The following is a 23,276-nucleotide window of genomic DNA, read 5'->3' on the forward strand; positions in this document are numbered from 1 at the left end:
CTGGCAAGCCAGCTCCTACGGGTTGTGTGGCGGTTGCGGTGGTTCCTTGTAGGAGCCGGCTTGCCGGCGAAGAGGGCCTGGAGGTTGGCGGTGCTCTTGCGGGCGCCTTCGCTGGCAAGCCAGCTCCTACGGTGTGCGGTGGGTCAGGCGCTGTCGTTGAGCCACAACCTTTCGAAACGCCAGGTGCTGAACAGCGATTGTTCTTCGTGGGCACCGCCCACGCGGGTGGAGACGCTGTCTAACAGGTCGGCGTAGCCCCAGATCAGCATGCCGCCCCGTTCGTACTGGATCTGCTGGGCCTGGTGTACCAGGGCCGTGCGCCGTTGCAGGTCGGGCTGGGCCATGGCGGCGAGAAACACTTCGCTGAATTGCGGATCGTTGAAGTGGGTCTTGTTGGATACGGCAAAGGGCGCGTCGGTGTGGATGGCGCTGGCCAGGAAGGGCGCGCCGATGCTGCCGCCGGTGCTCAGGGTCCAGTCGTTGCGCTGTGGGCCCTGGAAGGTCGCCAGGTCCACTTGCTTGACCTTGAGGGTCACGCCAATGCGCTTGGCCTGTTCCGCCAGGACCAGGGCCGAGGTCAGGCCCGGCCCGGGAGTCGTCACCAATTCCAGTTCCAGGTTCTCCTGGCCGGCCTCCTTGAGCAGTTGCGCGGCGCGCTGCGGGTCGTGGGCGCGCGGCCCCAGGCTGTGGTTGAAGGTCGGGTCGCTGGGGGCATACAGGTCGTTGGCCACCCGACCCTGGCCATTGAGGGCGCGGCGTACCAGTTCCTCGCGGTCCGCCAGCAGGCGGAACGCCTCACGCACCCGGGGATCGTTGAACGGCGGCTTGTCCAGGTTCATGTCGAACGACAGCCAGTTGCCGGTCACCGATTTCAACAGCCGTACCCGAGGGTCGCGCTGCAGCACCTGCAGTTGTTCGGTGGGCATCACGTTGGCCATGTCGATCTGCCCGGAACGCAGGGCTGCCAGGCGTGCCACCTGATCCTTGAAGTCGATGATTTCCAGCTCGTCGGCGTAGGGCTGGCCGTCCTTGTAGTAGTTGTCGAAGCGGGTGAACAGCGAGCGCTGCCCCGGAGTGAAGCTTTTCAGCTTGTAGGGGCCGGCGCCCACCGGATTGGTCACCGGGTGGTAGTCCACCGGGACGATGCCGCCGAAGTTGACCCAGGTTTCCGCCAGCGGCATGTAGCTGCGGCCCTCGCGAAAGCTCAGGCGCACGGTGCGCTCGTCGAGCTTTTGCAGGTTGTCGCGATCGACCCAGTGCAGCAGCGCCGCATAGGGCGAGGCCAGTTGCGGGTCGGTGAGGCGGCGGATGGAGAAGATCAGGTCATCGGCGTCGATGCTTTTGCCGTGGTGGAATTCCAGGCCCTGGCGCAGGCGCAGGGTCCAGCTGCTGGCATCGGCATTGGGTTCGGCGAACTCGGCCAGGGCCAGGCGCGGTTGCATCTGCTCGTCCCATTCCCAGAGTTTGCTGTACAGCGCAAAGCCTCGGACGATGCCGCTGCCGATGGGCTTGTGGGCATCCAGGTTGCCGCTCTGGTTGCCGTCGAGAATGCCCAGGCGCAGGCGCCCGCCGTAGCGTGGTTGATCGCTGGCGAGCGTGCCAGGGGCGCTGGAATTGTCCGCGTCGCAACCGGCCAGCAGGCCGCTGCCCAGCAGCAGGCCACCGCCGAACAGCGCGCTGTGGCTCAGAAAGCGGCGGCGACTGAAACCCGAGTAATCCTGGCTCATGACATCAGGCTCCAGCCGGGCCGTTGGCGCTGCGCAGTTCCAGCGGCGCTTGCGGCTGACGACTCAAGGCGGCGCGCTCGGCGCGAAAGTGCGGCAGGATGTGCTCGCCCAGACGGTAGGCTTCTTCCAGGTGCGGGTAGCCGGCGAGGAAGAACAGGTCGATGCCGATGGCGTGGTACTCGCGGATACGCGCCACGACGTTTTCGTAGCTGCCCACCAGGGCGCAACCCGGTGGAATGCCGATGTAGCCGAAACCGGTCCAGACATTGGGGTGGATGAAGAAGTCGTCGAAACCCTGGGTCTCGTTCTTCTGCGCGAACTGGTTTTCGTAACTGAGCTTGCGCGCAGTGCGCAGCCCGGCATGAGCGGCCACGGCCTTGACCGCGCCCTTGGCGATACCTTCGTCGAAGAAACGCTTGGCTTCGGTGCGCGCCAGTTCCTCGGTTTCCCGAGTGATGACGTCGATGGACAGGCCGAAGCGGATGTCGCGGCGCCCGTACTTGAGGGCCCGCTCGCGGATATCAGCGATCAGCGCGGCGATCTCGTCCGGGTGCTCGGCGCGCATCAGGTAGAAGTCGGCATGCTTGGCGGCGAACTCGCGGGCGGCGATCGATGAGCCGGCGGTGCAGATCAGCGGCAGTTCGGCCTTCTTCAACGGCCCGCGCAGGCCACCGCCTTCGGCGCGGTAGAAGCGGCCTTCGTAGTGGAAGTTCTCGCTGTGCCAGTAGCCCTTGACCACGTCCATGAACTCGGTGGCTCGGGCATAGCGCTCATCGTGGTCGCTGAAGTCGCCGACCTGGCGCTGAATCGCGTCCGAGCCGCCGTTGATGATGTTCCACACCAGGCGGTTGCCGGTGGCGCGCTGGTAGGTGGCGGCTTGCTGTACCGCGACCCACGGCGTGTAGTGATAGGGCTGGAAGGCGGTGACGAACTTCAGGGTGCGGGTTTCCCGGGCCAGCAGCGAGCACACGGTCCAGGGCTCTTCGCCGGAGGGCGCGTTGACCATCAGCGCGCCGCCAAAACCGTTGATTTCAGCGGCACGGGCGATCTGCCCGAGGTAGTCGATGTAGGTGAAGTGATCACCGACGCTGAAGCTTGAGACGGCGCCGGTGCTGGGCCCGCCGCGGTGCCAGTCGCCGCGGTTGCGCGGGTCGCCGGGGAGGAACTGGGTTTCGCCGTGCAGGGGCAGGCGGGTAAAGAATTCGATGCTCATGGCAGGGCCTCCTGGCTATTGCACGCTGGGGTTGCAGATGGGGGTAATGGCTTGGCCGTTGATGACCTTGTGGGCGAAGGGCACTGAGTCCTTGAGCGAGGCATTCACCGTTTCGCTGTGGCCCAGGCCCTTGTACAGGTGGCCCTCGACCAGCGAGCCGGCCTTGCAGGCGTCCTGCATCAGCGCCACCTGGGTCGCGGCGGCCGGGGTCTTGTCCTCGGCACCGGTGCCGATGAACACCGGCTGGGCGGTTTTCAGGGTCGGGTAGGACACTTGTTTCTGCCAGGCCGCCAGTTGGCTGCCCTGATAGTCCTTCTTGGCGTTGGCCGGGGTCAGGCCGACCCCCACCACGTCGCTGACCAGGGACGCCAGGCAACTGGTACGGGCCTGTTCGAACAGCGGCAGGGCCTTGTCGGTGTAGAAGTCCTTGGGGTTGATGCTCGGGTCGTACTGCTGGGCGGCCAACAGGGTGTAGAAGCCGTAGGCCAGGGAGGCGTCGACCTTGTTCGGGTCCTGTTCGCCGACATTTTTCGCGCCGATGGTGTAGATCACCCCGGTGCCGATGCTGCCCTTGACCCCCAGCTCCGGTGCGTAGGTGGAGGCGTAGGCGGCCGAGGCGAAGGCGCCGGCACCGCCCTGGGACTGGCCGACGATCAGCACCTTGTTGGCCAGCCCGGGCACCCCGGCGACCACCGCTTTGGCGGCGTCGAGAATGCCGTAGGCGGCCATGCGGTTGTTCAGCAGCGGATGGCCGCCGGGCACGCCCAGGCCCTGGTAATCGCTGGCGACAATGGCAAAGCCTTCGTCCAGCCAGCGGCTCAGGTACTGCACGTCACGGTAGGAGCGGCCCTGCCAGGAGGGTGCGCAGACATCCGCCACGCCCACGGTGCCGTGCCCCCAGGACGCCACCGGCCAGCCGCCGGCCGGAGCCTTGCCCTTGGGCAGGAACAGGGTGCCGGAGACCACCACCGGGGTCTTGCCATCGATGCCGTCGGTGGAGCTGTAAAGAATCCGTTGCGCACTGGCTGCGTTGGGCAGGCTCAGGGTCGCTTCCAGGGGCTCGCTGCGCAGCAGCTTGCCCGGGGTGGCGGGAATCGCGTCCTGCCAGGTGTAGAAGACCGAGACCCGGCCATCGCCCTGCAACGGGTCGGGCTTGGGTGCGTAGGTCGGGCCGGCCAGGGCCGACAGGGAGACAGCCAGGACACTCAGGCCGAAGGCGAATTTTGCGGACAGTTTCATCAAGAAGACTCGTACTCAGGGTTCAAGGAAGGGTGGTGACCTGGCCGCGCAGGGCGGGCCAGTAGTCAGCGAGGTGCAAGTCGATCAGCGCCTGGTTGGTGAAACCGGTGGCCAGGGCCGGGGTGATGTCGTAGGGCGTGCGGATCAACTGGTTGTCCAGGGCATAGGTGCTCAGCGCCTGGTAGTGGGCCTTGAGCTGCTGGTCGCTTTTCGGCGCCCAGCGTTCCTTCCACGTCACCGGGTCGCCCTGGTCGTCGCGGCGCAGCACGCTCTCGGCAGTGCCGGCCCGGGAGGACAGCTGGTAATAGGCGTCCTGGTTCTGTTCCTGGGAAATCCACCAGGCCGCCTTGACCCAGGCGGTGGCCAGCAGTTGGGTAACTTCCGGGTGCTGTTCGATGAAGCTGTCGGTGCCCCAGAGGTCGGAGACCAGGCGCCAGTCGTTGGCTCCTTGCTTGGTGGACCAGATGATCTTCCCCACGCCCTTGTCTTCCAGGGCGTAGGCCTCACTGAGCAGCACCGCCGCGTCGACCTTGCCGGCGGACACCGCCGCCGCGCCGACCTGGGGGTTGAGGTTGGCGATCTTGAAGTCGTCGAGCTTCAAGCCCTTGCTGGCCAGGAAGTTGCTGAAGGCAAACTCCCAGGGCCGGCCGCGATGCAGGGCCAGGCGCTGGCCCTTGAGGTCCTCGATGCTCTTGGCCGTGGAGTTCGCCGGCACCACCAGATAGATATTGTTGCCACTGCCGCCGGGCACGATCAGCTTGCCCGGCACACCGCCGGCACCGGCGATCACCGAGGGCAGGTCGCCGCGCACGGCGAAGTCGATGCTGTTGTTGCTGAAACCTTCGTTGATCTGTGGCCCGGCGCCGGCGTGGGGCAGGGCGATCCACTGCAGCGTGATCCCGCGCTGGCTCAATTGCTGCTCCAGCCAGCCGTCCTCGATGACCCGCCCGGCAATCCCGCCGAACACCGGCTTGCCGCCTTGGGTAAAGGCGACGATGGCGATCTTCACCGCGGTCGGAGCCGGATTGGCCAGGGCGGTGACACTGATCAGCAGCGCGGCCAATGCGGCCAGGGTGTTGCGCCATAAAGCTTGCATTGCACTCTCCCTAAAAATGTTTGCCTTCATCGCCCCAGCGAATCTCGGCCTGCGCCCTTGGGCCTTGTGTTGCCCTGGCGGACACCTTCGCTGGCAAGCCAGCTCCTACGGCGGATATCGCGGTGTTTCCTGCAGGAGCCGGCTTGCCGGCGAAGAGGCCCTTGAGCCTTGCGTTGCCCTTGCGGGTGCCTTCGCTGGCAAGCCAGCTCCTACAGGGGGGGTGGGTTGCTGCGGCGTAGGGGCCGGTGTTGGCAGGGTGAGAGCAGATTGCATGCCAGGGCGCGGAAAAATCGCTGCAGGCCTTGCAGGACAAGGGTTTTAGAAGGAACGGGGAGGTGTGTCGAAGGCCTCTGTTGCTGATCTGCGAACAGCCAGGTGCTGGCCGATTGCTGCTCCAGCAGCAGGGCAGGAACAGTCACTGCTTATATTCGTAAAAGGAATATCTAAAGATTAATTAATAATTATTTAGTCTAAATATCTTCGTGCACTATTGAACCCGCGCTTTTACTGCCAGGAATGCACCATGTCGCTGATCACTCATCCAAACGCCCGCGAATTGACCAAGTCGGTACGGGCCACCGTTCTGGTGTTCAAGGACCCGCGCTCCCAGGAGTTGCTCAGTCGCATCGAGCGCCTGGCCCCCAGTGAGGCCAATACCCTGATCATTGGCGAGACCGGCACCGGCAAGGAACTGGTGGCCCGGCACATCCATCATTTGAGTCGCCGCGGGCGCGAGCCCTTTGTCGCGGTGAACTGCGGGGCCTTTGCCGAAACCCTGGTGGAAAGCGAGCTTTTCGGCCATGAGAAAGGCGCCTTTACCGGCGCCACTACCCACAAGGCCGGCTGGTTCGAAGCCGCCAACGGCGGCACGCTGTTTCTCGACGAGATCGGTGACCTGCCGCTGAACATGCAGGTCAAGCTGCTGCGAGTGCTGCAGGAGCGGGAGGTGGTGCGCCTGGGCTCGCGCACGCCGATCCCGATCAATGTACGGCTGGTGGCGGCCACCAACGTCAACCTCGCCGATGCGGTGGTGGCCGGGCATTTTCGTGAGGACCTGTTCTACCGCCTGCACGTGGCCACCATTCGCCTGCCGCCGTTGCGCGAGCGCCCGGGGGACATCCTGCCCCTGGCCGAATTCTTCCTTGAGGAACACTGCCAGCGCCTGGGCTACAACCGTGCCTCGCTGACCGAAGAGGCCGAACGCAAGCTGCTGGAACACAGCTGGCCGGGCAACATCCGTGAGCTGGAAAATGCCATTCACCACGCCTTGCTGGTGTGCCGCCAGCAGCGGGTCGCTCCCGGCGATCTGCACTTGGTGGACATGCGTTCTTCCGGCATCCGCCAGGAACAGGCGCCGCCGTCAGCGTCGCTGCCGGCCGCTCCGGCGGACCTGGGGCGGGCGCTGCAGGCGCTGTTCGAACAGAACATTCCGGACCTGTACGAACACATCGAAGAGACGATTTTCCGTGAGGCTTACCGCTACTGCCACGGCAATCAGTTGCAGACCGGGCGCTTGCTGAACATCAGCCGCAACATCGTGCGCGCGCGGCTGGAGAAGATCGGTGAGTTGAACAAGCCCCTGGCTTCCTGAGGATCGAACCCATTGGCGGCCGGGATGGTTTGCCGTGCATGCAGTGACGGCTTCAAGCCGGGTCAGCGAGCGCCGGTTGAACCTGGGCGTCGCGGGCCTGTTGCAGCAGAGTGACCCATTCATTGGCGAAGCGGTGACAGTCCCCCGGCCAGCGCGCAGTCAATAGATTGCGGTCACGGACCACAAAGCCGCGCTCGGGATGCTGCGCCGAGTCTCGGCGTGGCAGCCAGGGTCCGGAAAGAAAGTCCGCCGGGCTGGCCAGTACCTGTTTGATCTCTTGCTCGACGCTGTGGTCGTAGGTGCGGTAATAGCGCCCCAGCCACGGCGCGGTGACGATCCAGGCCGCCAACTCCATGGGCCCGGCGAGCAGGGCGGTGACCTTGCGCCCGTAGAGCACCGAGCGCCCGCTTTCGGGGTCGATGCAACGGGCCAGCGCGAGTGGGCCGTGACATACCGCGGCCACGGGTTTGTCGGCCTTGAAGAACGCCAGGATGATCCGCCTCACGTCGGCAGACTCCAGCAGGCTGCGCATGCCCCGGGCATGCCCGCCCGGAATCAGCAAGCCCTCGAAGGCTTGCGGATCGACTTGGGCATAGTTCAGGGGGCTGAGAAACGCCGGATCGCGGGTCATGCTGTGGTAGCGCTCAAGGTCTGCGGCCGGGGTCATCAACAGCGGATTGAGCGGGCCGAAGCCCAGGCTCACCAGGCGCGAGTCGGCATAGGCCACAAACCCCAGGGGCGTGGCGAATTGTGCGGCAAAACCCGCGTCCCTGGCGGCCTGCCACGGCAGGCTGCTTTCGCTGGGGTCGTAGTCGGCGTGGGGCAGCAGGATCAGGATCATGGCGCGAGCTCACAGCACAAAGGGTGCGCTGCAGGTTAGCAGGCCCTCATGGCACGCCGCTGTCGCCGCGTGTCATGGCTGTCCTCTTGGCCGCTCATTTGGCCGCGGCGGCCCGGGTGCGCTCGATGTCCTGGACCAGGCCGTCGATGCGTTGCAGTTGCTCGCGGTTGTCGTGATCCCAGGGATGGAAGCCCGGTTTGAAGAACTGCAGCCAGGGCAGGGCGATGCGCGGGAACACCCCCTTGGGGCCGTAGAGGTACTTGATCACCTGCCACAAGCCCCGCCAGTGGCCACCGCGACGCCGGTCGGCGATGAGCATGCGCACATGGAAGTCGAACACCACCAGCCAGAAGGTCAGGGTGGTGAAGAGCATGGTCCCGGTGCGAATCAGGTAGCGCTTGGGCCCGGGCTTGAGCACGCTGTTGAAGACGTCGTAGGACACCGATTTGTGTTCGGTTTCCTCCAGGGCGTGCCACAGCCACATCTGCCGATAGCCCGCCACCGAATCGCCGAAGCGGCTGGGGTCGCGCAGTAGCAGGTCGGCGAGGATCGCCGTGTAGTGTTCCAGGGCCACGGTGATGGCCAGGTTGAAGGCCGCCGGGAAGTGCTTTTTCTGGAAGTCGAGGATCATCCGCAGCCGCCGGTCGAGCAAATGGGCCGGCAGCCCGGCGTCCTGCAGCAAGTCGTTGTAGCGCACGTGCTCGCGGCTGTGCATGGCTTCCTGGCCGATGAAGCCCTGGATCTCGCGCTTGAGCTCGGGGTCGTGAATCTGCTCGCGGTAATGGCGCACGCTGTCCATGAAGAACAGCTCGCCGGCAGGAAACAGCAGGGACAGGGCATTGAAGAAGTGACTCACGTGGCTGCCTTGTTCGTGCCAGTCGCAGGCACGTTCGGCAGGCAGTTCGACCTTGATGTCGCGGCGGATGGGCAGCATGGCTGGCGCTCCTCTAGACATGAAATGGGTACGCGGCGCTACAGGCCGCGCTCGTCCTGGGCCTCGTAGACCGCCGGCCGTTCCTGGCCCGGCTTGGGCGCCATGCGCCGGCTGATCCACACCACCAGGGCCTGATAGGCGCCGGGCAGCAGGCGCACAAACAGATCGAGGAAGTGCGCGTCGCGGCCGATCAGTACCCGGCGCTTGTTCTTGCGCACCCCGAGCAGGATCACCTTGGCGGCGGTTTCGGCCGAGGTGATGAAGAGCTTTTCGAAGTCGTCCCGGGCCTGCTGTTCGTTGTCGATCAGGAACCCCTTGACGTTGTCGCTGATGCGGCTGGTGCGGGCGATGTCGGTGCGGATGCCGCCCGGGTGCACGCAGGTGGCAGAGACGCCGTTGCCTTGCAGGTCCAGCTCTTGGCGCAGGGACTCGGTAAAGCCGCGTACGGCGAACTTGGTGGCGTTGTAGCCGCTCATGCCCGGTTGGGAGAACAGGCCGAAGACGCTGGAGGTGTTGATGATGTGACCGTCGCCGGATTGCTTGAGGTAGGGCAGGAAGGCCTGGGTGCCGTGGACCACACCCCAGAAATTGACGTCGACGATCCACTCCAGGTCCGCCAGGCTCGAACCTTCCACGGTGCTGGACAGGGCCACGCCGGCATTGTTGAAGATCAGGTTGATCTGCCCGTGTTCGGCGGCGCTGGCGGCGGCCCAGGCGAACATTGCCTGGCGGTCGCCGACGTCCAGTTCCTGGCTGCTGATGCGCAATGGCAGCAGGGTTGCGGCTCGGGCCTGGGCCACGGTCTGCGCCAGCCCCTGGGGGTTCTTGTCGGCCAGGGCCAGGTGGCAACCCTCGCGGGCCAGGGCAATGGCCAGGGCGCGGCCCATGCCGGAGGCGGCGCCGGTGATGGCCGCGACTTTACCGTTAAAATTTTTCATCGATGGCGGCCTCTTGCAGGTTCAGCGGGCGTGTTGCAGCCGGCGTGGCGGCAATCCCGGGATGGAGCAGGTGAGTGGTCAGGTAGTCCTGGAGCTGGAAGTGCTGCACGGTCTTCCTGAAGCTCCAGGTAGAGCCGGGCCAGAGGGTGGTGTTCTGCCCGCTACGGGGGTCCAGGTACCAGCTGCGGCAACCGCCGGTGGACCAGATGGCCCCGGCCAGACGTTGTTGCAGGCGCTGGTTGTACTGGCTCTCGACCTGGGGCTTGACCTCCAGGCTGGCGATGCCGTCCAGACGCATCCGCTCCAGCGCCTTGAGGATGTAGTCCACCTGGGCCTCGATCATCAGGATCATCGAGTTGTGCCCAAGGCCGGTATTGGGCCCGACGATCATGAACAAGTTGGGAAAGCCCGGCAGGCAGGTGCCGAGGTAGGCATGGGCACCCCCGGACCAGGCGTCCATCAGGTCCTGGCCCTGGCGGCCGAAGAGCAGGCCCTGGGGGATCGGGTCGGTGGCCTGGAAACCGGTGCCGAAGATGATGCAGTCCACCGGATGTCGGGTGCCGTCGGCGGTGATCACCGCATCGCTGTCGATGCGCTGGATGGCATCGCCGATGACCGCCACATTGCCCCGGGACAGGGCCGGGTAGTAGTCGTTGGAAATCAGGATGCGCTTGCAGCCGATGGTGTAGTCGGGCGTCAGGCGTTGGCGCAGGAGCGGGTCGGGCACCTGTTTGCGCAGATGGCGCAGAGCCACGCGCTGCACCACTTGCATCAGTTTCGGCCGACGGGCGAAGGCGATCACCCGGCTTTCCAGGGCCCAGTACAGCGCCGAGCGCACCAGCCGCTGGGTGAAGGGCAGGTGCTTGAAAGCCCAGCGTTCGACCGCACTGAGCTCGCGGTCGGGCTTGGGCATGATCCACGGTGGGGTGCGCTGGAACAGCTTGAGCTGAGCCACCCGGGGAGCGATTTTCGGGACGAACTGGATGGCGCTGGCGCCGGTGCCTATCACCGCCACGCGTTTGCCTTGCAGTGAGTAGCGATGGTCCCACTGCTGGGAGTGGAAGCGCTTGCCGGTGAAGGTTTCCAGGCCGGGAATCTGCGGGATCGCCGGACGCGACAGGCCCCCCATGCCGGACACCAGCACGCGTGCGCTGACCTTGCGGCCATTGCCGAACGTCAGTTGCCAACGCTCGGAAACCTCATCGAAGACCGCCTGCTCCAGGCCCATGTTGAAGTGCAGAAAGGGCGCCAGGGCGAAGTCCCTGGCGCAGTTCTCCAGGTACTCGCGGATTTCCGCCTGGGGCGCGAACTGCCGGGTCCAGTTCGGGTTGGGCGCGAAGGAAAAGGAGTAAACGTGGGATTGCACGTCGCAGGCGCAGCCGGGGTAGTGATTGTCGCGCCAGGTGCCCCCCAGGGACGCGGCTTGTTCGGCGACCAGGAAGTCTTGCTGCCCGGCTTGCTTGAGCTTGATCGCCATGCACAGCCCGGCGAAGCCGGCGCCGATGATGGCGATGTCAACGACCTCGGGGTCGTTGGGTGGCGAGTACGCATTCATGGTGTGTACCTCGATTGTGGTGACGCTTGGGGTGACTTTCGTCGGTGAGTGAAATCTCAGGATTGCACAATTTAAAATAATGTTTTAAAAATTAATTTAAATAAATCACCTGGAAATGTCACCTACGCCATTCGCTTGTGGATCTTGCAGGGCTCATCCGGACCTGGGATGAGACGCCACAGGCGGTACCCGGCCAAGGCGACAGCCACTGCTGCGGATCATCCTGATCCTGCAGTGCGGCGCAGGGAAGCTGAGGGGACGGGTTATGGAGTGGCTGGTAGCGGCAGCGGTATTCCTGGTGGTCAGCGCGGTGCTCTGGGTGGTGAGCTTTCGCATCAACCGCAGGATCGAACGTCAGGTCCCGATCAACGGACGCTTTCTGGAAGTCGGCGGTGAACGCCTGCATTACACCGACGAGGGGCGCGGCCCGGCACTGCTGATGATCCATGGCCTGTCCGGCTGCGGTCGCAACCTGACCCACTCCCTGGCGCCGCAACTGCGCGAGCGGTTCCGGGTGATCACCCTTGATCGCCCCGGCTCAGGCTATTCCACTCGGGCCCGGGGGGCGCCGGCGGACCTGCCGGCCCAGGCCAGTCTGGTGGCCAAGTTCATTCGCACCCTGGACTTGGGGCAGCCGCTGGTACTCGGGCATTCCCTGGGCGGCGCCGTGGCCCTGTCTTTGGCGCTGGATCATCCGCAGTCGGTGTCCGGGCTGATCCTGGTGGCGCCCTTGACCCATCCGCAACGCATGCTGCCCTGGGTGTTCCTGTCCCTGGGAGTGCGTCCGGCCTTCCTGCGGCGCTGGATGTCCCTGACCCTGGCGGCCCCCATGGCCATGCTCGGGCGTCGTGGCCTGGTGAAGGCGATATTCGCGCCGGACCCGGTGCCCGAAGACTTCGCCGAGCGTGGCGGCGGCTTGCTGGGCATGCGTTCGGACAACTTCTATAACGCCTCCAGCGAGATCGCGGTGGTCAATCGCGCTTTGCCGGGCATGGTCAAGCACTACCCCAGCCTGAAGCTGCCGGTGGGCCTGATCTATGGTTCGGCGGACTCGATACTCAATTACCGCCGGCATGGCGAGGCCATGGTGGGCAAGGTGCCAGGGCTGCAACTTGAGATCGTTCAAGGTCGGGGGCACATGCTGCCCATCAGCGCCGTCGAGCGGGTGGTGGCCATGGTCGAGCACATTGCTTCCCAGGCTGCACCGCAGCGCAGCGCCACCGTGCTGCACCCGCCGTTCGCGGCATCACGAGCAGGCTAGGGGCGTTGTGGGGGGCGATTCCGATCGTCGCGCAACGACTCTGGCAGCAGCTGTAAACGCTTCACGGGCGACATTCAAAACAAGCCGAGAAAATAGTTGACGAGCTAACGAACCCGAGCTATTTTTTTAAAAAAATGTTTTGAATGTTTTTTTTGAAAGTGCAATTGAGCGATTAAAATAATGAAAATAACGCCATTTCACGCTTTTGTTTTTTCATCTGTCCACGCTCCGTACAGCGCCATCGCGCTGTCCTTTATAGCATCCCTGCCGACGGCCATCCTGCGGAGGCTGCCATGACTGTTTCCGTGGCGGCACCCGGCGTCTGGACCGATGGCAAGCGGCACCTCTGGTGGCTGGGCACCTTGCCGATGATCACCCCTCTGCTGGCTGGTCTGTTCGCGCTGACCACCGGTGTCCAGGTGTTCTGGTGGAGTGGGGTGGTGGTGATCTTCGGTCTGATTCCGCTGATTGACGGCCTGCTCGGAGAGGACGCCAGCAACCCGCCGGAATCCGCGGTTCCCGATCTGGAAAAACAACCCTACTACCGCTTTATCGTCTACAGCTGCGCCGTACTCTCGGTGGCGTCCCTGGTGTTTACCGCCTGGATGGCCATCCAGGGTGTCGACTGGATCATGGCCGGTGGCTTGTTGCAACTGAGTGAACAGTTGCACCTGCAGGGCAGCCTGGCGAGCTTCGCGGCCTTTCTGACCGAGCGTGCGCAACTGCATGGCAGCGTCGGCTGGTTCACTTACCTGGGCATGGCCATGTCCACCGGTGCCGCCACTGGCATCGCCATCAACATCGCCCATGAGCTGGGGCACAAGAATCGCGGGATGTCCAAGTTCCTGGCCAAGCTGGCCCTGGCTTCGACTTTCTACGGGCACTTCTTCGTCGAGCACAACCGTGGCCATCACGTTCGCGTGGCGACTCCTGAAGATCCCGCCAGCTCCCGTCTTGGCGAATCCTTCTGGAGCTTCCTGCCGCGCACCGTGTGGTTCAGCCTGCGTTCGGCCTGGCACCTGGAAAGCGAGCGTCTGCACAAACTCGGGCTGCCGACCCTGCACTGGAAGAACGGCGTGCTCAGTGCCTGGCTGTACAGCGTGGTGCTCTGGGGTGGGCTGATTGCCTGGCTCGGCGCGGCGGTGATTCCCTTCCTGGTGATTCAGGGCATCTACGGTTTCTCCCTGCTGGAAGTGGTGAACTACGTCGAACACTACGGCCTGCTGCGGCAGAAACAGCCCAATGGCCGCTACGAGCGCTGCTCGCCACGCCATTCCTGGAACAGCAACCGCATCGTCACCAACATCTTCCTGTTCCAGCTGCAGCGTCACTCCGACCACCATGCCAACCCGACCCGGTCGTATCAGGCCCTGCGCCACTTCGACGAGTCGCCGCAACTGCCCTATGGCTACGCCACGATGATTGTCTGGGCCTATGTGCCGGCGCTCTGGCGGCGGCTGATGGACCATCGGGTCCTGGCCCACTACTCGGGGGATGTACGGTTGGCCAACCTGCACCCGGCCAAGCGCGCCGAACTGCTCAAGCAATACGGTTTCACCGACACCGATTCAGACACCGCTCTTTAGTTGTACCGCTCACCCCTTCAAGTGGCCGTGAACCGCCTGCGTTTGCCTGCTTGAAGGGTGAGCCCCGCAACACAGAAGTCCTTTAGCACGTTGACCGACAACAACAATAAGCAACTGTAAGGAAGTCACGGATGTCTATTTCACCTCTGCTCGCTGCCCGTCTGTTCGTGGTCATGGTGGGTGTGTCGCTGATGGGCGCCGCCGAAGCGGCGCGCATCGAGCCGGCCAACACCGAGTTCACCGCCAAGGGGCCCATCAGCTTCGCCAAGAGCATCATCAATGCCGACTGCACCATCCAGGTCAGCGGCAAGGTCAGCCCCGACGGCAGCTTCGCCAGCGTCGAGAAAGTCGACTTCAGTGGCGGCCTCAAGTGTGGCCAGGTGGAAGCCACGCACTTGCCCTGGAAGCTGATTGCCAAGGACGAAACCCGCGGCGCCATGTCCGGCATCCAGGTCACCGTGCACGCCCCCCTGGTGGGCGGTGATTGCGGGCCAAGCACCGCCGAAGGCAGTTGGAACAACAGCACCGGCAAGCTGGAGGCGGCCCAAGTCAGCCTCGAAGGTGGCTGCACCATCAAGACCGTATCGATCCAGATGCCACCCACCTTCCGGGTCGCACCCTGAGTCACAACAGATTCCATGGAGGGACGCTGATGAACTTGCGATCGAGTAGTCCGAAAGCGCCGGCAGCTGAGGCCGGGTCGGTATCGCCATAGCGTGCTCCAGCACCGAATTCGGTCGAACTGGAGAGCCGATGGCGTCATCGACCCCCTGGCAAGGCTGATAACCCCCTGGCAACTGACCGTTGCCTAAATCTTGAGGAAAACAACAATGCAAAGCATCAAGACTCTGGTATCCGTAGCCTCTTTCGCCATCTGCATGGGCGCCGCGTCGATGGCCAGCGCTGCCACTATCGGACCCTCCACCAACTTCGGTAAGACCTTCTCGGCACCGGGCACCATCTCGGTATCCTCGCCGGCATCGTTCGGCATCCCGGTGAATTGCAACATCAACTTCACTGGCACCGTGGCAGCTGACGGCTCCAATGCCTCGATCACTGGCGCCACCGTTGGCGGCAGCAACTCGCTGTGCGGCGTACCGGTTCTGCTGAACCTGCCTTGGACCCTGACCGCCTCCAGCGTCAGCGCCGGCACAGTGACCGGGGTCAATTTCAAGATCCTCTCCAACTGCAGCAGCACTCCGGTGACCATCAACGCCACCTGGAACAACGCCACCAACACGCTGAGCATTCCTTCGGCGCAAACCGTCGGCAGCTGCAAAATCACGGCGCTGAGCGTCAACCCGAACCCAGCCTTCACCGTAACGCCATGAAGTTGATCTGACTTCAGCCTGTTGATCACTTGCTGAAAAACAGGCGCCTCGTTTGGGGCGCCTGTTGCAACACCCTGGATCGGTGGTGGCCGATCGCGGTCGATAATAATAAGGAGTGGGGCATGAATAATAAGAAACACAAGATCCAGGCCGCTATTGGCCTGGCGGTGCTGGGCGGCCTGATCGGTTCCGGGCCGGTGCAGGCGGGTGGTTTCTCTACTCCAACCTACGGTGCACCCGGCTGGGGTCGCGCTTTCGGTGGTGGTTCGCTGTTCAAGAATGATCCCAGTGCGGCCTTCAACAACCCGGCGGCCATGGCGTTCATCGATCAGAACGTGGCACAGATGACCGTGGATTACGCGCGGATCAAGATGAAGTTCAAAGGCAACGTCAACGACTATCAGGGGAATCCGGCCTCCATCACTCCCGTGGATGACACCGGCGCTCCCAGCGGCGCGGCGATGCCCCTGACCGGCGATGGCGGGGAGGGTGGTTTCACCGCCTGGCTGCCCACCGGTTTCATGGTGATGCCGATCAACGATCGCTTTGCTTTTGGCCTCAGCCAGGTCGTGCCCTTGGGCATGCGCAGCACCTGGGACGAAGGCTGGAAAGGTCGTGACTTCGCCGTGGATACCAAGATTGAGACTGTCGGCCTGACCGGGGCCCTGTCGTTCAAGGTCCGTGAGGACTTCTCCATCGGTGCCGGGGTCATCGTGCAGCACAGCAAGGGTTTCGTCAGCCAGAACCTCAACGTCAGTGGTTCGGCGGGTATGTCGGTGCTTCCTGGAGCGCCCTCGGGCATTGGCTCCAACCTGATGCGGGTCAAGGTCGATAACACCTCGGTCGGCTGGTTCACCGGCATCACCTGGAAACCCACCGAGCAGGACACCCTGGGCCTGAACTATCACGCCAAGATCAAGAACAAGATGGAGGGCAAGTACAACATTCGTGCCGACGCCCTGGGCCGCAATTTCATGACCCAGCCGGCCGGTCCCAACGGTGAAACCCTGACCGAACTGGCCTATCCGGGCCTCAAGCTAAACCCCGATGGTGCCAACGCCAGTACCCAACTGGACATTCCGGCTACCGCCGGCCTGGACTGGGTCCACGTATTCAACGATCGCTTCACCATGGGTGCCAGTCTGCTCTGGACCCAATGGTCGTCGTTCAAGGACCTGACGCTGAAGTCTGATGGCAACACCCTGGTGGCGATTCCTTACAACTACAAGGACTCGATGATGTACTCCCTGGGTGGCGACTATCGCTTCACCGATGAGCTGACCCTGCGCGCTGGTGTGGCCTTCGACCAGACCCCGACTCGCAATTCGACCCGTGACCCACGGATTCCGGATAACGATCGCTGGTTCACTTCCATCGGATTTGGCTATGACATCAAGGCCATTCCCGGGTTGACCATCGACGGCGCCTATTCCCGGCAGTTTGTCAAAGAGGCCAAGCTCAAGACCGTCAACGTTGACCGTCTCGGCGGTTCCACCATCGACGGCAAAGTCGACTCCAAGGGCGAAGTGGTGAGTCTCTCCGCGACCTATCACTTCTGAGGTCTCGCGCTTCATCCGTGTCTTGAGATAACGGCAGTACCAAGGGATTGTGCTACTGCCGTTGGCTGGGCGGGTCACTTCAGGACCCGTCTCGACCTGCCTGCTTTTCCAACCCTTGGCTGACATCGTTCAGCCGCTATGCGTTGCTGAAATCGCTCAAAACAATATTTAAAAATAAAATTTGAAACATGCATCTTTCCTTTGTAGGGTGATCTTCGAGGGGCCGGCACAACGCCCGGGCTCCCAGTGGTTGTCTCGTTAGAACAAGAGAGGTATTCCATGATTGTCTGGTTATTGGTGGGACTCGCCGCAGCCTGTGCACTGGCCTATCGCCAGGCCGCCGCGGCCCTGTGGCTGGGCAGCGGCCTGGTGTGGCTGGCGGCAGGTTATCTGTTCAATCTGGTGGGCACCCTGGGACTGACCCTCGGCGTACTGCTGGTGCTGGCGCCGGCCGCGCTGCTGAGCATCAAGCCGCTACGCCGTACCTTGCTCACCCGCAAGGCCCTGGCCATGTTTCGCAAGATCATGCCGGCCATGTCCGACACCGAGCGCGCCGCCATCGAGTCCGGCACGGTCTGGTGGGACGCCGAGCTGTTCAGCGGCAAGCCCGACTGGCCGCGCCTGCTGCAGGCCGCCCCGGCCAGCCTGAGCGCCGAAGAACAGGCGTTCATGGACAACGAAGTGGAAACCCTGTGCGACATGGCCAACGACTGGGAAACCACCCAGATCTGGCAGGACCTGTCGCCCAAGGCCTGGCAATACACCAAGGACGCGGGTTTCCTGGGGATGATCATTCCCAAGCAATACGGCGGCAAAGGCTTCTCCCATTACGCTCACTCCCAAGTGGTGATGAAACTCTCCACCCGCTGCTCGGCGGCGGCGATCTCGGTGATGGTGCCCAACTCCCTGGGCCCGGCCGAGCTGCTGCTGCACTACGGCACCGAGGCCCAGCGCCAGCATTACCTGCCGCGCCTGGCCCGGGGCGAAGACATTCCCTGCTTTGCCCTGACCAGCCCCTATGCCGGTTCCGACGCTGGGGCGATTCCCGATGTCGGGGTGGTCTGCAAGGGCCAGTTCGAAGGTCAGGAAGTACTGGGCTTTCGTGTCACCTGGGACAAGCGCTACATCACCCTGGGCCCCATCGCCACGGTGCTCGGCCTGGCGTTTCGCGCCGAAGACCCGGACGGCCTGCTGGGCGGCAAAGGCAGCCTGGGGATTACCTGCGCACTGATTCCCACCACCCATCCGGGGGTCAATACCGGGCGTCGTCACTGGCCGCTGAACGCGGTGTTCCAGAACGGCCCGACCACCGGCAAGGACGTATTCATTCCCCTGCAGTGGGTGATCGGCGGTGGCGATCAAGTGGGCAACGGCTGGCGCATGCTGATGGAGTGTCTGGCGGCCGGACGGGCGATTTCCCTGCCGTCGGCCAACGTCGGCCTGGGCAAGGTGGCGGTGCGCGGCACCACGGCGTATGCGGCGATGCGCAAGCAGTTCGGCTTGCCCATCGGCAAGTTCGAAGGCGTTCAGGCGCCCCTGGCGCGCATGGCCGGGCACCTGTATGCCTGCGATGCGGTGCGCAAGGTCTCGGTGGCGTCCCTGGATGCCGGTGAGAAACCTTCAGTGATCTCGGCCATCGCCAAGTACCACGTCACCGAACGCGCCCGGGCTATCGTCAACGACGGCATGGACATCGTCGCCGGCAAGGGCATCTGCATGGGCCCCAACAACTTCCTGGCCCGGGCCTACCAGCAAAGCCCGATCGCCATCACCGTGGAAGGCGCGAACATCATGACCCGCTGCCTGATCATCTACGGCCAGGGGCTGATCCGTTGCCATCCTTATGTGTTCCGCGAAATGGAAGCCGCCCGGGATAGCGGACGCAAAGGCCTGGAAGCGTTCGACAACGCCATGTTCGGCCACATCAGCTTTGTCTTCGCCAACACCGTGCGTGCCGCGGTGCATGCGCTGACCGGCGGCCGCCTGATCAAGGCCCCGGCCAATACCGACAAGGCCCTGGCCGCCTATTACCGGCAGATCCAGCGTCTGTCGGTGGTCCTGGCCCTGGCTTCGGACATTTCCATGGGCGTGCTGGGCGGTGCCCTCAAGCGCAAGGAAAGCATCACCGGGCGCCTGGGGGACATTCTGTCCCAGCTGTACATCCTGTCCTGCGTACTGAAGCGCTTCGAAGACGATGGCCGGCCCCAGGCCGATCTGCCGCTGGTGCACTGGGCGGCCCAGGATTCCCTGCTGCGGGCCCATGAAGCCCTGGCCGAGGTACTGGACAACTATCCGTCCAGGGCGGCGGCGCGGATTATTCGTGGCCTGAGCTTCCCCCTGGGCATTCCCCAGCACAAACCCAGCGACCGTTTGCTGGCCGAGGTGGCCGAGCTGGTGCAAACCCCGGGCGCCACCCGCGACCGCCTGCTGGCCGACTCCTACATCCCGCAGCCGGACATCGACAAGCTGGCCTACGGCGAACTGGCGTTCCGCCTGCAACCGCAAGTGGAACTGATCGAGGCCCGGCTCAAGCCGGCGATCAAGCAGGGCGCCCTGGCGCCGTTGCCGATCTCCCGCGAGGCGTTCGTCATCTGGCGGGTCAAGGCCCTGGAGCAGCAGTTGATCAGTCAGGAGGAGGACGAACTGCTGAGCCGTTATGTGGAGTACGGCGATCACGCGATTCAGGTCGACGACTTCCCCCAGGACTTCGGTCTGCTGGAAGCCCTGCAACAGCGTCAGGCGCACTTCGAGCAAAGCGCCAAGCCGGCCTCGCGCAAACGCGCCGCCAGCAGCGAAGACACGGTGGTGGCCAGCGACTCGGCCTATTGACCCTCTACTGGTTCTGATCGGGATCTCTTTATGTCTGACGGTTATCTTTCGTTCGTCAATTCCGGGTGGGGCCGCTGGCTGGCCCAGCGTGCCGGCCTGCCACAACCGGTGCCGCTGCAACGCCACCGCGAGGGGCAGGGCGGCAACCTGATCAACCCGGTGGTCCTCGCCGCGGCGCCCGAGGGGCGCCTTTTAGGCGAGCTGCAACGGATCTTCGCCGCCACCGACACCGTGGCGGCCCAGGCCGCGAGCATCAACGCGCCCTCGACCGTGAAGGTCCAGGGCCTGGTCTTCGACGCCAGCGGGCTGGCGGATATCGCCCAGCTCGATGAGCTGTACCGCTTCTTCCACGCCAATGTCCGGCGCCTGAGTGCCCATGGCCGGGTGCTGGTGCTGGGCACACCGCCGGAGCACTGCAAGGCGCTGGCCCAGGCTGTGGCGCAGCGGGCCCTGGAGGGTTTCGTGCGGTCCCTGGGCAAGGAGCTGCGCCGGGCCATTACCGCGCAACTGCTGTATGTCGAGCCCGGCGCCGAAGGTGAGCTGGACAGCAGCCTGCGGTTTTTCCTGTCTCGCCGTTCGGCCTATGTCTCGGGCCAGGTGGTGCGCATCGGCGAGCCGGTGGATGTGCCCAGGTACATCGATTGGACCCAGCCACTGGAGGGCCGGCGGGCCCTGGTCACGGGGGCCTGTCGCGGCATCGGCCTGGCCATTGCCAAGGTCCTGGCCCGGGAAGGCGCCCAGGTGGTGTGCCTGGACATTCCCCAGGTCGAGGCCGAATTGCAACAGGCGGCAGCCGGCCTCAAGGGCAGCGCCCTGGCCCTGGACATCACGGCTTCTGGCGCCGGGCAGCGGCTGCTGGAGTTCGTCGGAGAGCACGGAGCCTTCGATATCGTCGTGCACAACGCCGGGATTACCCAGGACAAGACCCTGGCGAAGATGACCGAAGCCGCTTGGCGCAAGGTCATGGCCGTCAACCTGGAAGCACCGCTGCTGCTCAGCCAGGCGCTGCTGGAGGGCCAGGGCCTGAATCCGGGGGGACGGATCGTCTGCGTCTCGTCGATTTCCGGGATCGCCGGCAACCTCGGGCAGAGCAACTACGCCACCTCCAAGGCCGGAGTCATCGGCCTGGTGGAGAACCTGGGGCCTCTGGCGGCGCGTCAGCAGATCACGGTCAACGCTGTGGCTCCGGGCTTTATCGAAACCCAGATGACCGCGAAGATCCCGCTGATGATTCGCGAGGCCGGACGGCGCATGAACTCCATGTCCCAGGGCGGTCAGGCCGTGGATGTAGCGGAAACCATCGCCTGGCTGGCCCATCCGGCCTCCGGCGGGATCAATGGACAGGTGGTCCGCGTCTGCGGGCAAAGCCTGCTGGGGGCCTGAACCATGAATGCCGATTCTGCCATTCGTATCATCGAACCGCCTCCGTCTCGGGGCCAGTTGCTGTACGACGGCATCCGCAGCCTGCGCAAGCCCAAACCGGATGCCGCCCCCAAGCTGCCCAGCGAGCGTCTGGTGCGCCCGGCGGTGGAACTTGAGGCCGCCGAAGTCGCCCGTTATGCCCAGGCTTGCGGCTTTCGCCGGGAGCACGGAGTGCCGCTGGCGTTTCCCCATATCCTGGCTTTTCCATTGCACCTGTTGTTGCTGACCCACCCGACGTTTCCCTATCCGGCCAGCGGCATGGTCCACCTGGCCAACCGTATCCGTCAGTACCAGAAGCTTGCGGAGGGGCAGGCCCTGCGCCTGGAAGTGTTTGCCGAGCGTTGGCTGGCCCATCCCAAGGGCCAGGCCCTGTCGATTGCCACCCGGGCCCACAGCGGTGGCAGCCTGGTCTGGGAAAGCGACAGCCTGTATTTGCGCCGTGGCGTCAGCGGGCCCATTGGCGAGCCCTGGCAAGGCTCGCTGCCGCTGGATGAGCAAGCCTTGATACGCACTCAGCGCTGGAGTCTGGCGGGCGACCTGGGACGCCGTTTTGCCCAGGTCAGCGGCGATTTCAATCCGATTCACACCTCCTGGCTCGGTGCTCGGCTGTTCGGTTTCCGTCGGCCCATCGCCCACGGCATGTGGACCCTGGGCCGGGCACTGGCCGCGCAGCAACCGCCCCATCCACTGGCGGCGGCCCAGCTGGACTGCGAGTTCAAGCTGCCGATTTTCCTGCCGGCGGCAGTGACCTTGTGGAACTGCCTGCCCGACGGTCCGCGCCATGCATTCGAAGTGCGCAATAACGCGGGGGACAAACCCCACATGCGCGGCCTATTTATCTGGGGAGCTCGGTGATGACTGAGTACAGTTTCAATCCGGCGCCGGTGCGCCGGGTAGCGATCATTGGTGGCAACCGCATCCCGTTTGCCCGTTCCAACACGGTGTACGCCCATGACAGCAACCAGGACCTGCTGGTGGCGGCGCTGCAAGGGCTGGTGGATCGCTTCGGCCTGTCGGGCCAGCGTCTGGGGGAGTTCGCGGCGGGGGCGGTGATCAAGCATTCCCGGGATTTCAACCTGGCCCGGGAAAGCCTGCTGTCCACCACCTTGTCGCCGCAGACGCCGGCTTACGACGTGCAGCAGGCTTGCGGCACCGGGCTTGAAGCGGCGCTGCTGGTGGCCAACAAGATCGCCCTGGGGCAGATCGAAGTGGGCATTGCCGGGGGTGCCGACACCACCTCCGATGCGCCCATCGGCATCAACGAAGGCCTGCGGCGGACCTTGCTCCAGGCCAACCGCGCCAAGGGCACCGGCAACAAGTTGCGCAGCCTGCTCAAGGTGCGCCCGGGGATGTTCTTCAAGCCGCTGCTGCCACGCAACGGCGAGCCGCGCACCGGGCTGTCCATGGGCGAGCATTGTGAAGCAATGGCCAAGCGCTGGCAGATCAAGCGCCTGGCCCAGGATGAACTGGCCCTCACCAGCCACCAACAGTTGAATGCGGCGTACCAGCGCGGCTTTTTCGATGACCTGATGACCCCGTACCGGGGCCAGACGCGGGACAACAACCTGCGGGCCGATGCCAGCCTGGAGAAACTCGCCGGCCTGGGCCCGGCCTACGACCGCCACAACGGCACCCTGACCGCCGGCAACTCGACGCCGCTCACCGACGGTGCCTCGGTGGTGCTGCTGGCCAGCGAAGACTGGGCCGCCGCGAACAATCTGCCGGTGCTGGCCTACCTGCGTACCGGGGAAACCGCCGCAGTGAACTTCGTCGATGGCACGGAAGGGCTGCTGATGGCCCCGGCCTACGCGGTGCCGCGCATGCTGGCCCGGGAAGGCCTGGGCTTGCAGGATTTCGATTTCTACGAGATTCACGAGGCTTTCGCCGCCCAGGTGCTGTGCACCCTCAAGGCCTGGGAAGACCCCGACTACTGCAAGGACAAACTCGGCCTCGACGGCGCCCTGGGCAGCATCGATCGCAGCAAGCTCAACGTCAACGGCGGTTCCCTGGGCTGCGGGCATCCCTTTGCCGCCACCGGCGGGCGGCTGTTGGCGACCCTGGCCAAGGCGATCCACCAGCGCGGCTCCGGCCGCGGGCTGATTTCCGTTTGTGCAGCAGGCGGGCTGGGTATCACCGCCATCGTCGAAAAATAAA

General features: G+C 64.3%; 18 protein-coding genes. 10 read left to right on the top strand and 8 right to left on the bottom strand.

Going from position 1 to position 23,276, the window contains the following annotated elements; all coding sequences use genetic code 11:
- Window positions 1-143: 143 nt before the first annotated feature.
- The 4 genes from ACSSVC_RS18775 to ACSSVC_RS18790 are packed head-to-tail and all read right to left on the bottom strand — an operon-like array spanning window position 144 to window position 5,275.
- On the bottom strand, window positions 144-1,727 hold the full coding sequence (locus tag ACSSVC_RS18775; RefSeq protein WP_346632914.1) for an ABC transporter substrate-binding protein: 1,584 nt from the start codon (window positions 1,725-1,727) through the stop codon (window positions 144-146).
- A gap of 4 nt (window positions 1,728-1,731) precedes the next feature.
- Entirely contained in the window at window positions 1,732-2,940 is a 1,209-nt protein-coding gene (locus tag ACSSVC_RS18780; RefSeq protein ID WP_346632915.1) for an LLM class flavin-dependent oxidoreductase, read from the bottom strand.
- A 15-nt stretch (window positions 2,941-2,955) separates the two neighbouring features.
- The gene (locus ACSSVC_RS18785; RefSeq protein ID WP_346632916.1) at window positions 2,956-4,179 is read right to left on the bottom strand and encodes a lipase family protein; all 1,224 of its coding nucleotides are present in this window, start codon (window positions 4,177-4,179) and stop codon (window positions 2,956-2,958) included.
- A gap of 22 nt (window positions 4,180-4,201) precedes the next feature.
- Window positions 4,202-5,275 (bottom strand): ABC transporter substrate-binding protein, encoded by a 1,074-nt coding sequence (locus ACSSVC_RS18790; protein WP_346632917.1) that lies wholly within the window; start codon window positions 5,273-5,275, stop codon window positions 4,202-4,204.
- 523 nt (window positions 5,276-5,798) lie between these two features.
- Between ACSSVC_RS18790 and ACSSVC_RS18795 the strand changes: the two genes are divergently transcribed.
- Entirely contained in the window at window positions 5,799-6,866 is a 1,068-nt protein-coding gene (locus ACSSVC_RS18795) for a sigma-54 interaction domain-containing protein (protein ID WP_346632918.1), read from the top strand.
- Between the two features lie 52 nt (window positions 6,867-6,918).
- Here ACSSVC_RS18795 and ACSSVC_RS18800 read toward each other — a convergent pair whose 3' ends face one another.
- The 4 genes from ACSSVC_RS18800 to ACSSVC_RS18815 form a co-directional block, all read right to left on the bottom strand.
- Window positions 6,919-7,707, bottom strand: coding sequence for a type 1 glutamine amidotransferase domain-containing protein (locus ACSSVC_RS18800; RefSeq protein WP_346632919.1), 789 nt, complete (start codon window positions 7,705-7,707; stop codon window positions 6,919-6,921).
- A 94-nt stretch (window positions 7,708-7,801) separates the two neighbouring features.
- Window positions 7,802-8,641, bottom strand: coding sequence for a metal-dependent hydrolase (locus ACSSVC_RS18805; protein WP_346632920.1), 840 nt, complete (start codon window positions 8,639-8,641; stop codon window positions 7,802-7,804).
- 38 nt (window positions 8,642-8,679) lie between these two features.
- Window positions 8,680-9,579 (bottom strand): SDR family NAD(P)-dependent oxidoreductase, encoded by a 900-nt coding sequence (locus ACSSVC_RS18810; protein ID WP_346632921.1) that lies wholly within the window; start codon window positions 9,577-9,579, stop codon window positions 8,680-8,682.
- Window positions 9,566-11,134, bottom strand: coding sequence for a flavin-containing monooxygenase (locus ACSSVC_RS18815; RefSeq protein ID WP_492611163.1), 1,569 nt, complete (start codon window positions 11,132-11,134; stop codon window positions 9,566-9,568). The genes ACSSVC_RS18810 and ACSSVC_RS18815 overlap by 14 nt, the downstream gene beginning before the upstream one ends.
- 265 nt (window positions 11,135-11,399) lie before the next feature.
- Here ACSSVC_RS18815 and ACSSVC_RS18820 point away from each other — a divergent pair, with 265 nt between their 5' ends.
- From ACSSVC_RS18820 to ACSSVC_RS18860, 9 genes are all read left to right on the top strand, one after another.
- Entirely contained in the window at window positions 11,400-12,395 is a 996-nt protein-coding gene (locus ACSSVC_RS18820) for an alpha/beta fold hydrolase (RefSeq protein WP_404939847.1), read from the top strand.
- 293 nt (window positions 12,396-12,688) lie between these two features.
- A complete protein-coding gene (locus ACSSVC_RS18825) occupies window positions 12,689-13,981 on the top strand; it encodes an alkane 1-monooxygenase (protein ID WP_346632924.1) in 1,293 nt (430 codons plus the stop codon).
- A 131-nt stretch (window positions 13,982-14,112) separates the two neighbouring features.
- On the top strand, window positions 14,113-14,604 hold the full coding sequence (praA, locus tag ACSSVC_RS18830; RefSeq protein WP_446439900.1) for an alkane oxidation protein activator PraA: 492 nt from the start codon (window positions 14,113-14,115) through the stop codon (window positions 14,602-14,604).
- A gap of 207 nt (window positions 14,605-14,811) precedes the next feature.
- Entirely contained in the window at window positions 14,812-15,312 is a 501-nt protein-coding gene (praB, locus tag ACSSVC_RS18835; protein ID WP_346632926.1) for an alkane oxidation protein activator PraB, read from the top strand.
- Between the two features lie 122 nt (window positions 15,313-15,434).
- Window positions 15,435-16,871 (top strand): outer membrane protein transport protein, encoded by a 1,437-nt coding sequence (locus tag ACSSVC_RS18840; RefSeq protein ID WP_346632927.1) that lies wholly within the window; start codon window positions 15,435-15,437, stop codon window positions 16,869-16,871.
- Between the two features lie 279 nt (window positions 16,872-17,150).
- Window positions 17,151-19,700: an acyl-CoA dehydrogenase gene (locus ACSSVC_RS18845; RefSeq protein ID WP_492611164.1), complete on the top strand. Its 2,550-nt coding sequence runs from the start codon at window positions 17,151-17,153 to the stop codon at window positions 19,698-19,700.
- A 30-nt stretch (window positions 19,701-19,730) separates the two neighbouring features.
- The gene (locus tag ACSSVC_RS18850; RefSeq protein ID WP_404939855.1) at window positions 19,731-21,083 is read left to right on the top strand and encodes a 3-oxoacyl-ACP reductase; all 1,353 of its coding nucleotides are present in this window, start codon (window positions 19,731-19,733) and stop codon (window positions 21,081-21,083) included.
- Window positions 21,084-21,086: 3 nt separating this feature from the next.
- A complete protein-coding gene (locus ACSSVC_RS18855; RefSeq protein ID WP_492611165.1) occupies window positions 21,087-21,977 on the top strand; it encodes a MaoC family dehydratase in 891 nt (296 codons plus the stop codon).
- The gene (locus ACSSVC_RS18860; protein ID WP_346632931.1) at window positions 21,977-23,275 is read left to right on the top strand and encodes an acetyl-CoA C-acetyltransferase; all 1,299 of its coding nucleotides are present in this window, start codon (window positions 21,977-21,979) and stop codon (window positions 23,273-23,275) included. Before ACSSVC_RS18855 ends, ACSSVC_RS18860 begins: the two co-directional genes overlap by 1 nt.
- Window position 23,276: the final 1 nt, after the last annotated feature.

The sequence above is a fragment of the Pseudomonas sp. E1BtOHC1 genome (assembly GCF_058744285.1).

Excerpts from the sequence above, each read along its gene's own strand:
- ACSSVC_RS18855 (WP_492611165.1), top strand. The coding sequence starts at position 21,087 with ATGAATGCCGATTCTGCCATTCGTATCATCGAACCGCCTCCGTCTCGG.
- ACSSVC_RS18800 (WP_346632919.1), bottom strand. The coding sequence starts at position 7,707 with ATGATCCTGATCCTGCTGCCCCACGCCGACTACGACCCCAGCGAAAGC.
- ACSSVC_RS18785 (WP_346632916.1), bottom strand. The coding sequence starts at position 4,179 with ATGAAACTGTCCGCAAAATTCGCCTTCGGCCTGAGTGTCCTGGCTGTC.
- praB (WP_346632926.1), top strand. The coding sequence starts at position 14,812 with ATGCAAAGCATCAAGACTCTGGTATCCGTAGCCTCTTTCGCCATCTGC.
- ACSSVC_RS18815 (WP_492611163.1), bottom strand. The coding sequence starts at position 11,134 with ATGAATGCGTACTCGCCACCCAACGACCCCGAGGTCGTTGACATCGCC.
- praA (WP_446439900.1), top strand. The coding sequence starts at position 14,113 with ATGTCTATTTCACCTCTGCTCGCTGCCCGTCTGTTCGTGGTCATGGTG.
- ACSSVC_RS18860 (WP_346632931.1), top strand. The coding sequence starts at position 21,977 with ATGACTGAGTACAGTTTCAATCCGGCGCCGGTGCGCCGGGTAGCGATC.
- ACSSVC_RS18810 (WP_346632921.1), bottom strand. The coding sequence starts at position 9,579 with ATGAAAAATTTTAACGGTAAAGTCGCGGCCATCACCGGCGCCGCCTCC.
- ACSSVC_RS18825 (WP_346632924.1), top strand. The coding sequence starts at position 12,689 with ATGACTGTTTCCGTGGCGGCACCCGGCGTCTGGACCGATGGCAAGCGG.
- ACSSVC_RS18805 (WP_346632920.1), bottom strand. The coding sequence starts at position 8,641 with ATGCTGCCCATCCGCCGCGACATCAAGGTCGAACTGCCTGCCGAACGT.
- ACSSVC_RS18820 (WP_404939847.1), top strand. The coding sequence starts at position 11,400 with ATGGAGTGGCTGGTAGCGGCAGCGGTATTCCTGGTGGTCAGCGCGGTG.
- ACSSVC_RS18840 (WP_346632927.1), top strand. The coding sequence starts at position 15,435 with ATGAATAATAAGAAACACAAGATCCAGGCCGCTATTGGCCTGGCGGTG.
- ACSSVC_RS18845 (WP_492611164.1), top strand. The coding sequence starts at position 17,151 with ATGATTGTCTGGTTATTGGTGGGACTCGCCGCAGCCTGTGCACTGGCC.
- ACSSVC_RS18850 (WP_404939855.1), top strand. The coding sequence starts at position 19,731 with ATGTCTGACGGTTATCTTTCGTTCGTCAATTCCGGGTGGGGCCGCTGG.
- ACSSVC_RS18775 (WP_346632914.1), bottom strand. The coding sequence starts at position 1,727 with ATGAGCCAGGATTACTCGGGTTTCAGTCGCCGCCGCTTTCTGAGCCAC.
- ACSSVC_RS18795 (WP_346632918.1), top strand. The coding sequence starts at position 5,799 with ATGTCGCTGATCACTCATCCAAACGCCCGCGAATTGACCAAGTCGGTA.
- ACSSVC_RS18790 (WP_346632917.1), bottom strand. The coding sequence starts at position 5,275 with ATGCAAGCTTTATGGCGCAACACCCTGGCCGCATTGGCCGCGCTGCTG.
- ACSSVC_RS18780 (WP_346632915.1), bottom strand. The coding sequence starts at position 2,940 with ATGAGCATCGAATTCTTTACCCGCCTGCCCCTGCACGGCGAAACCCAG.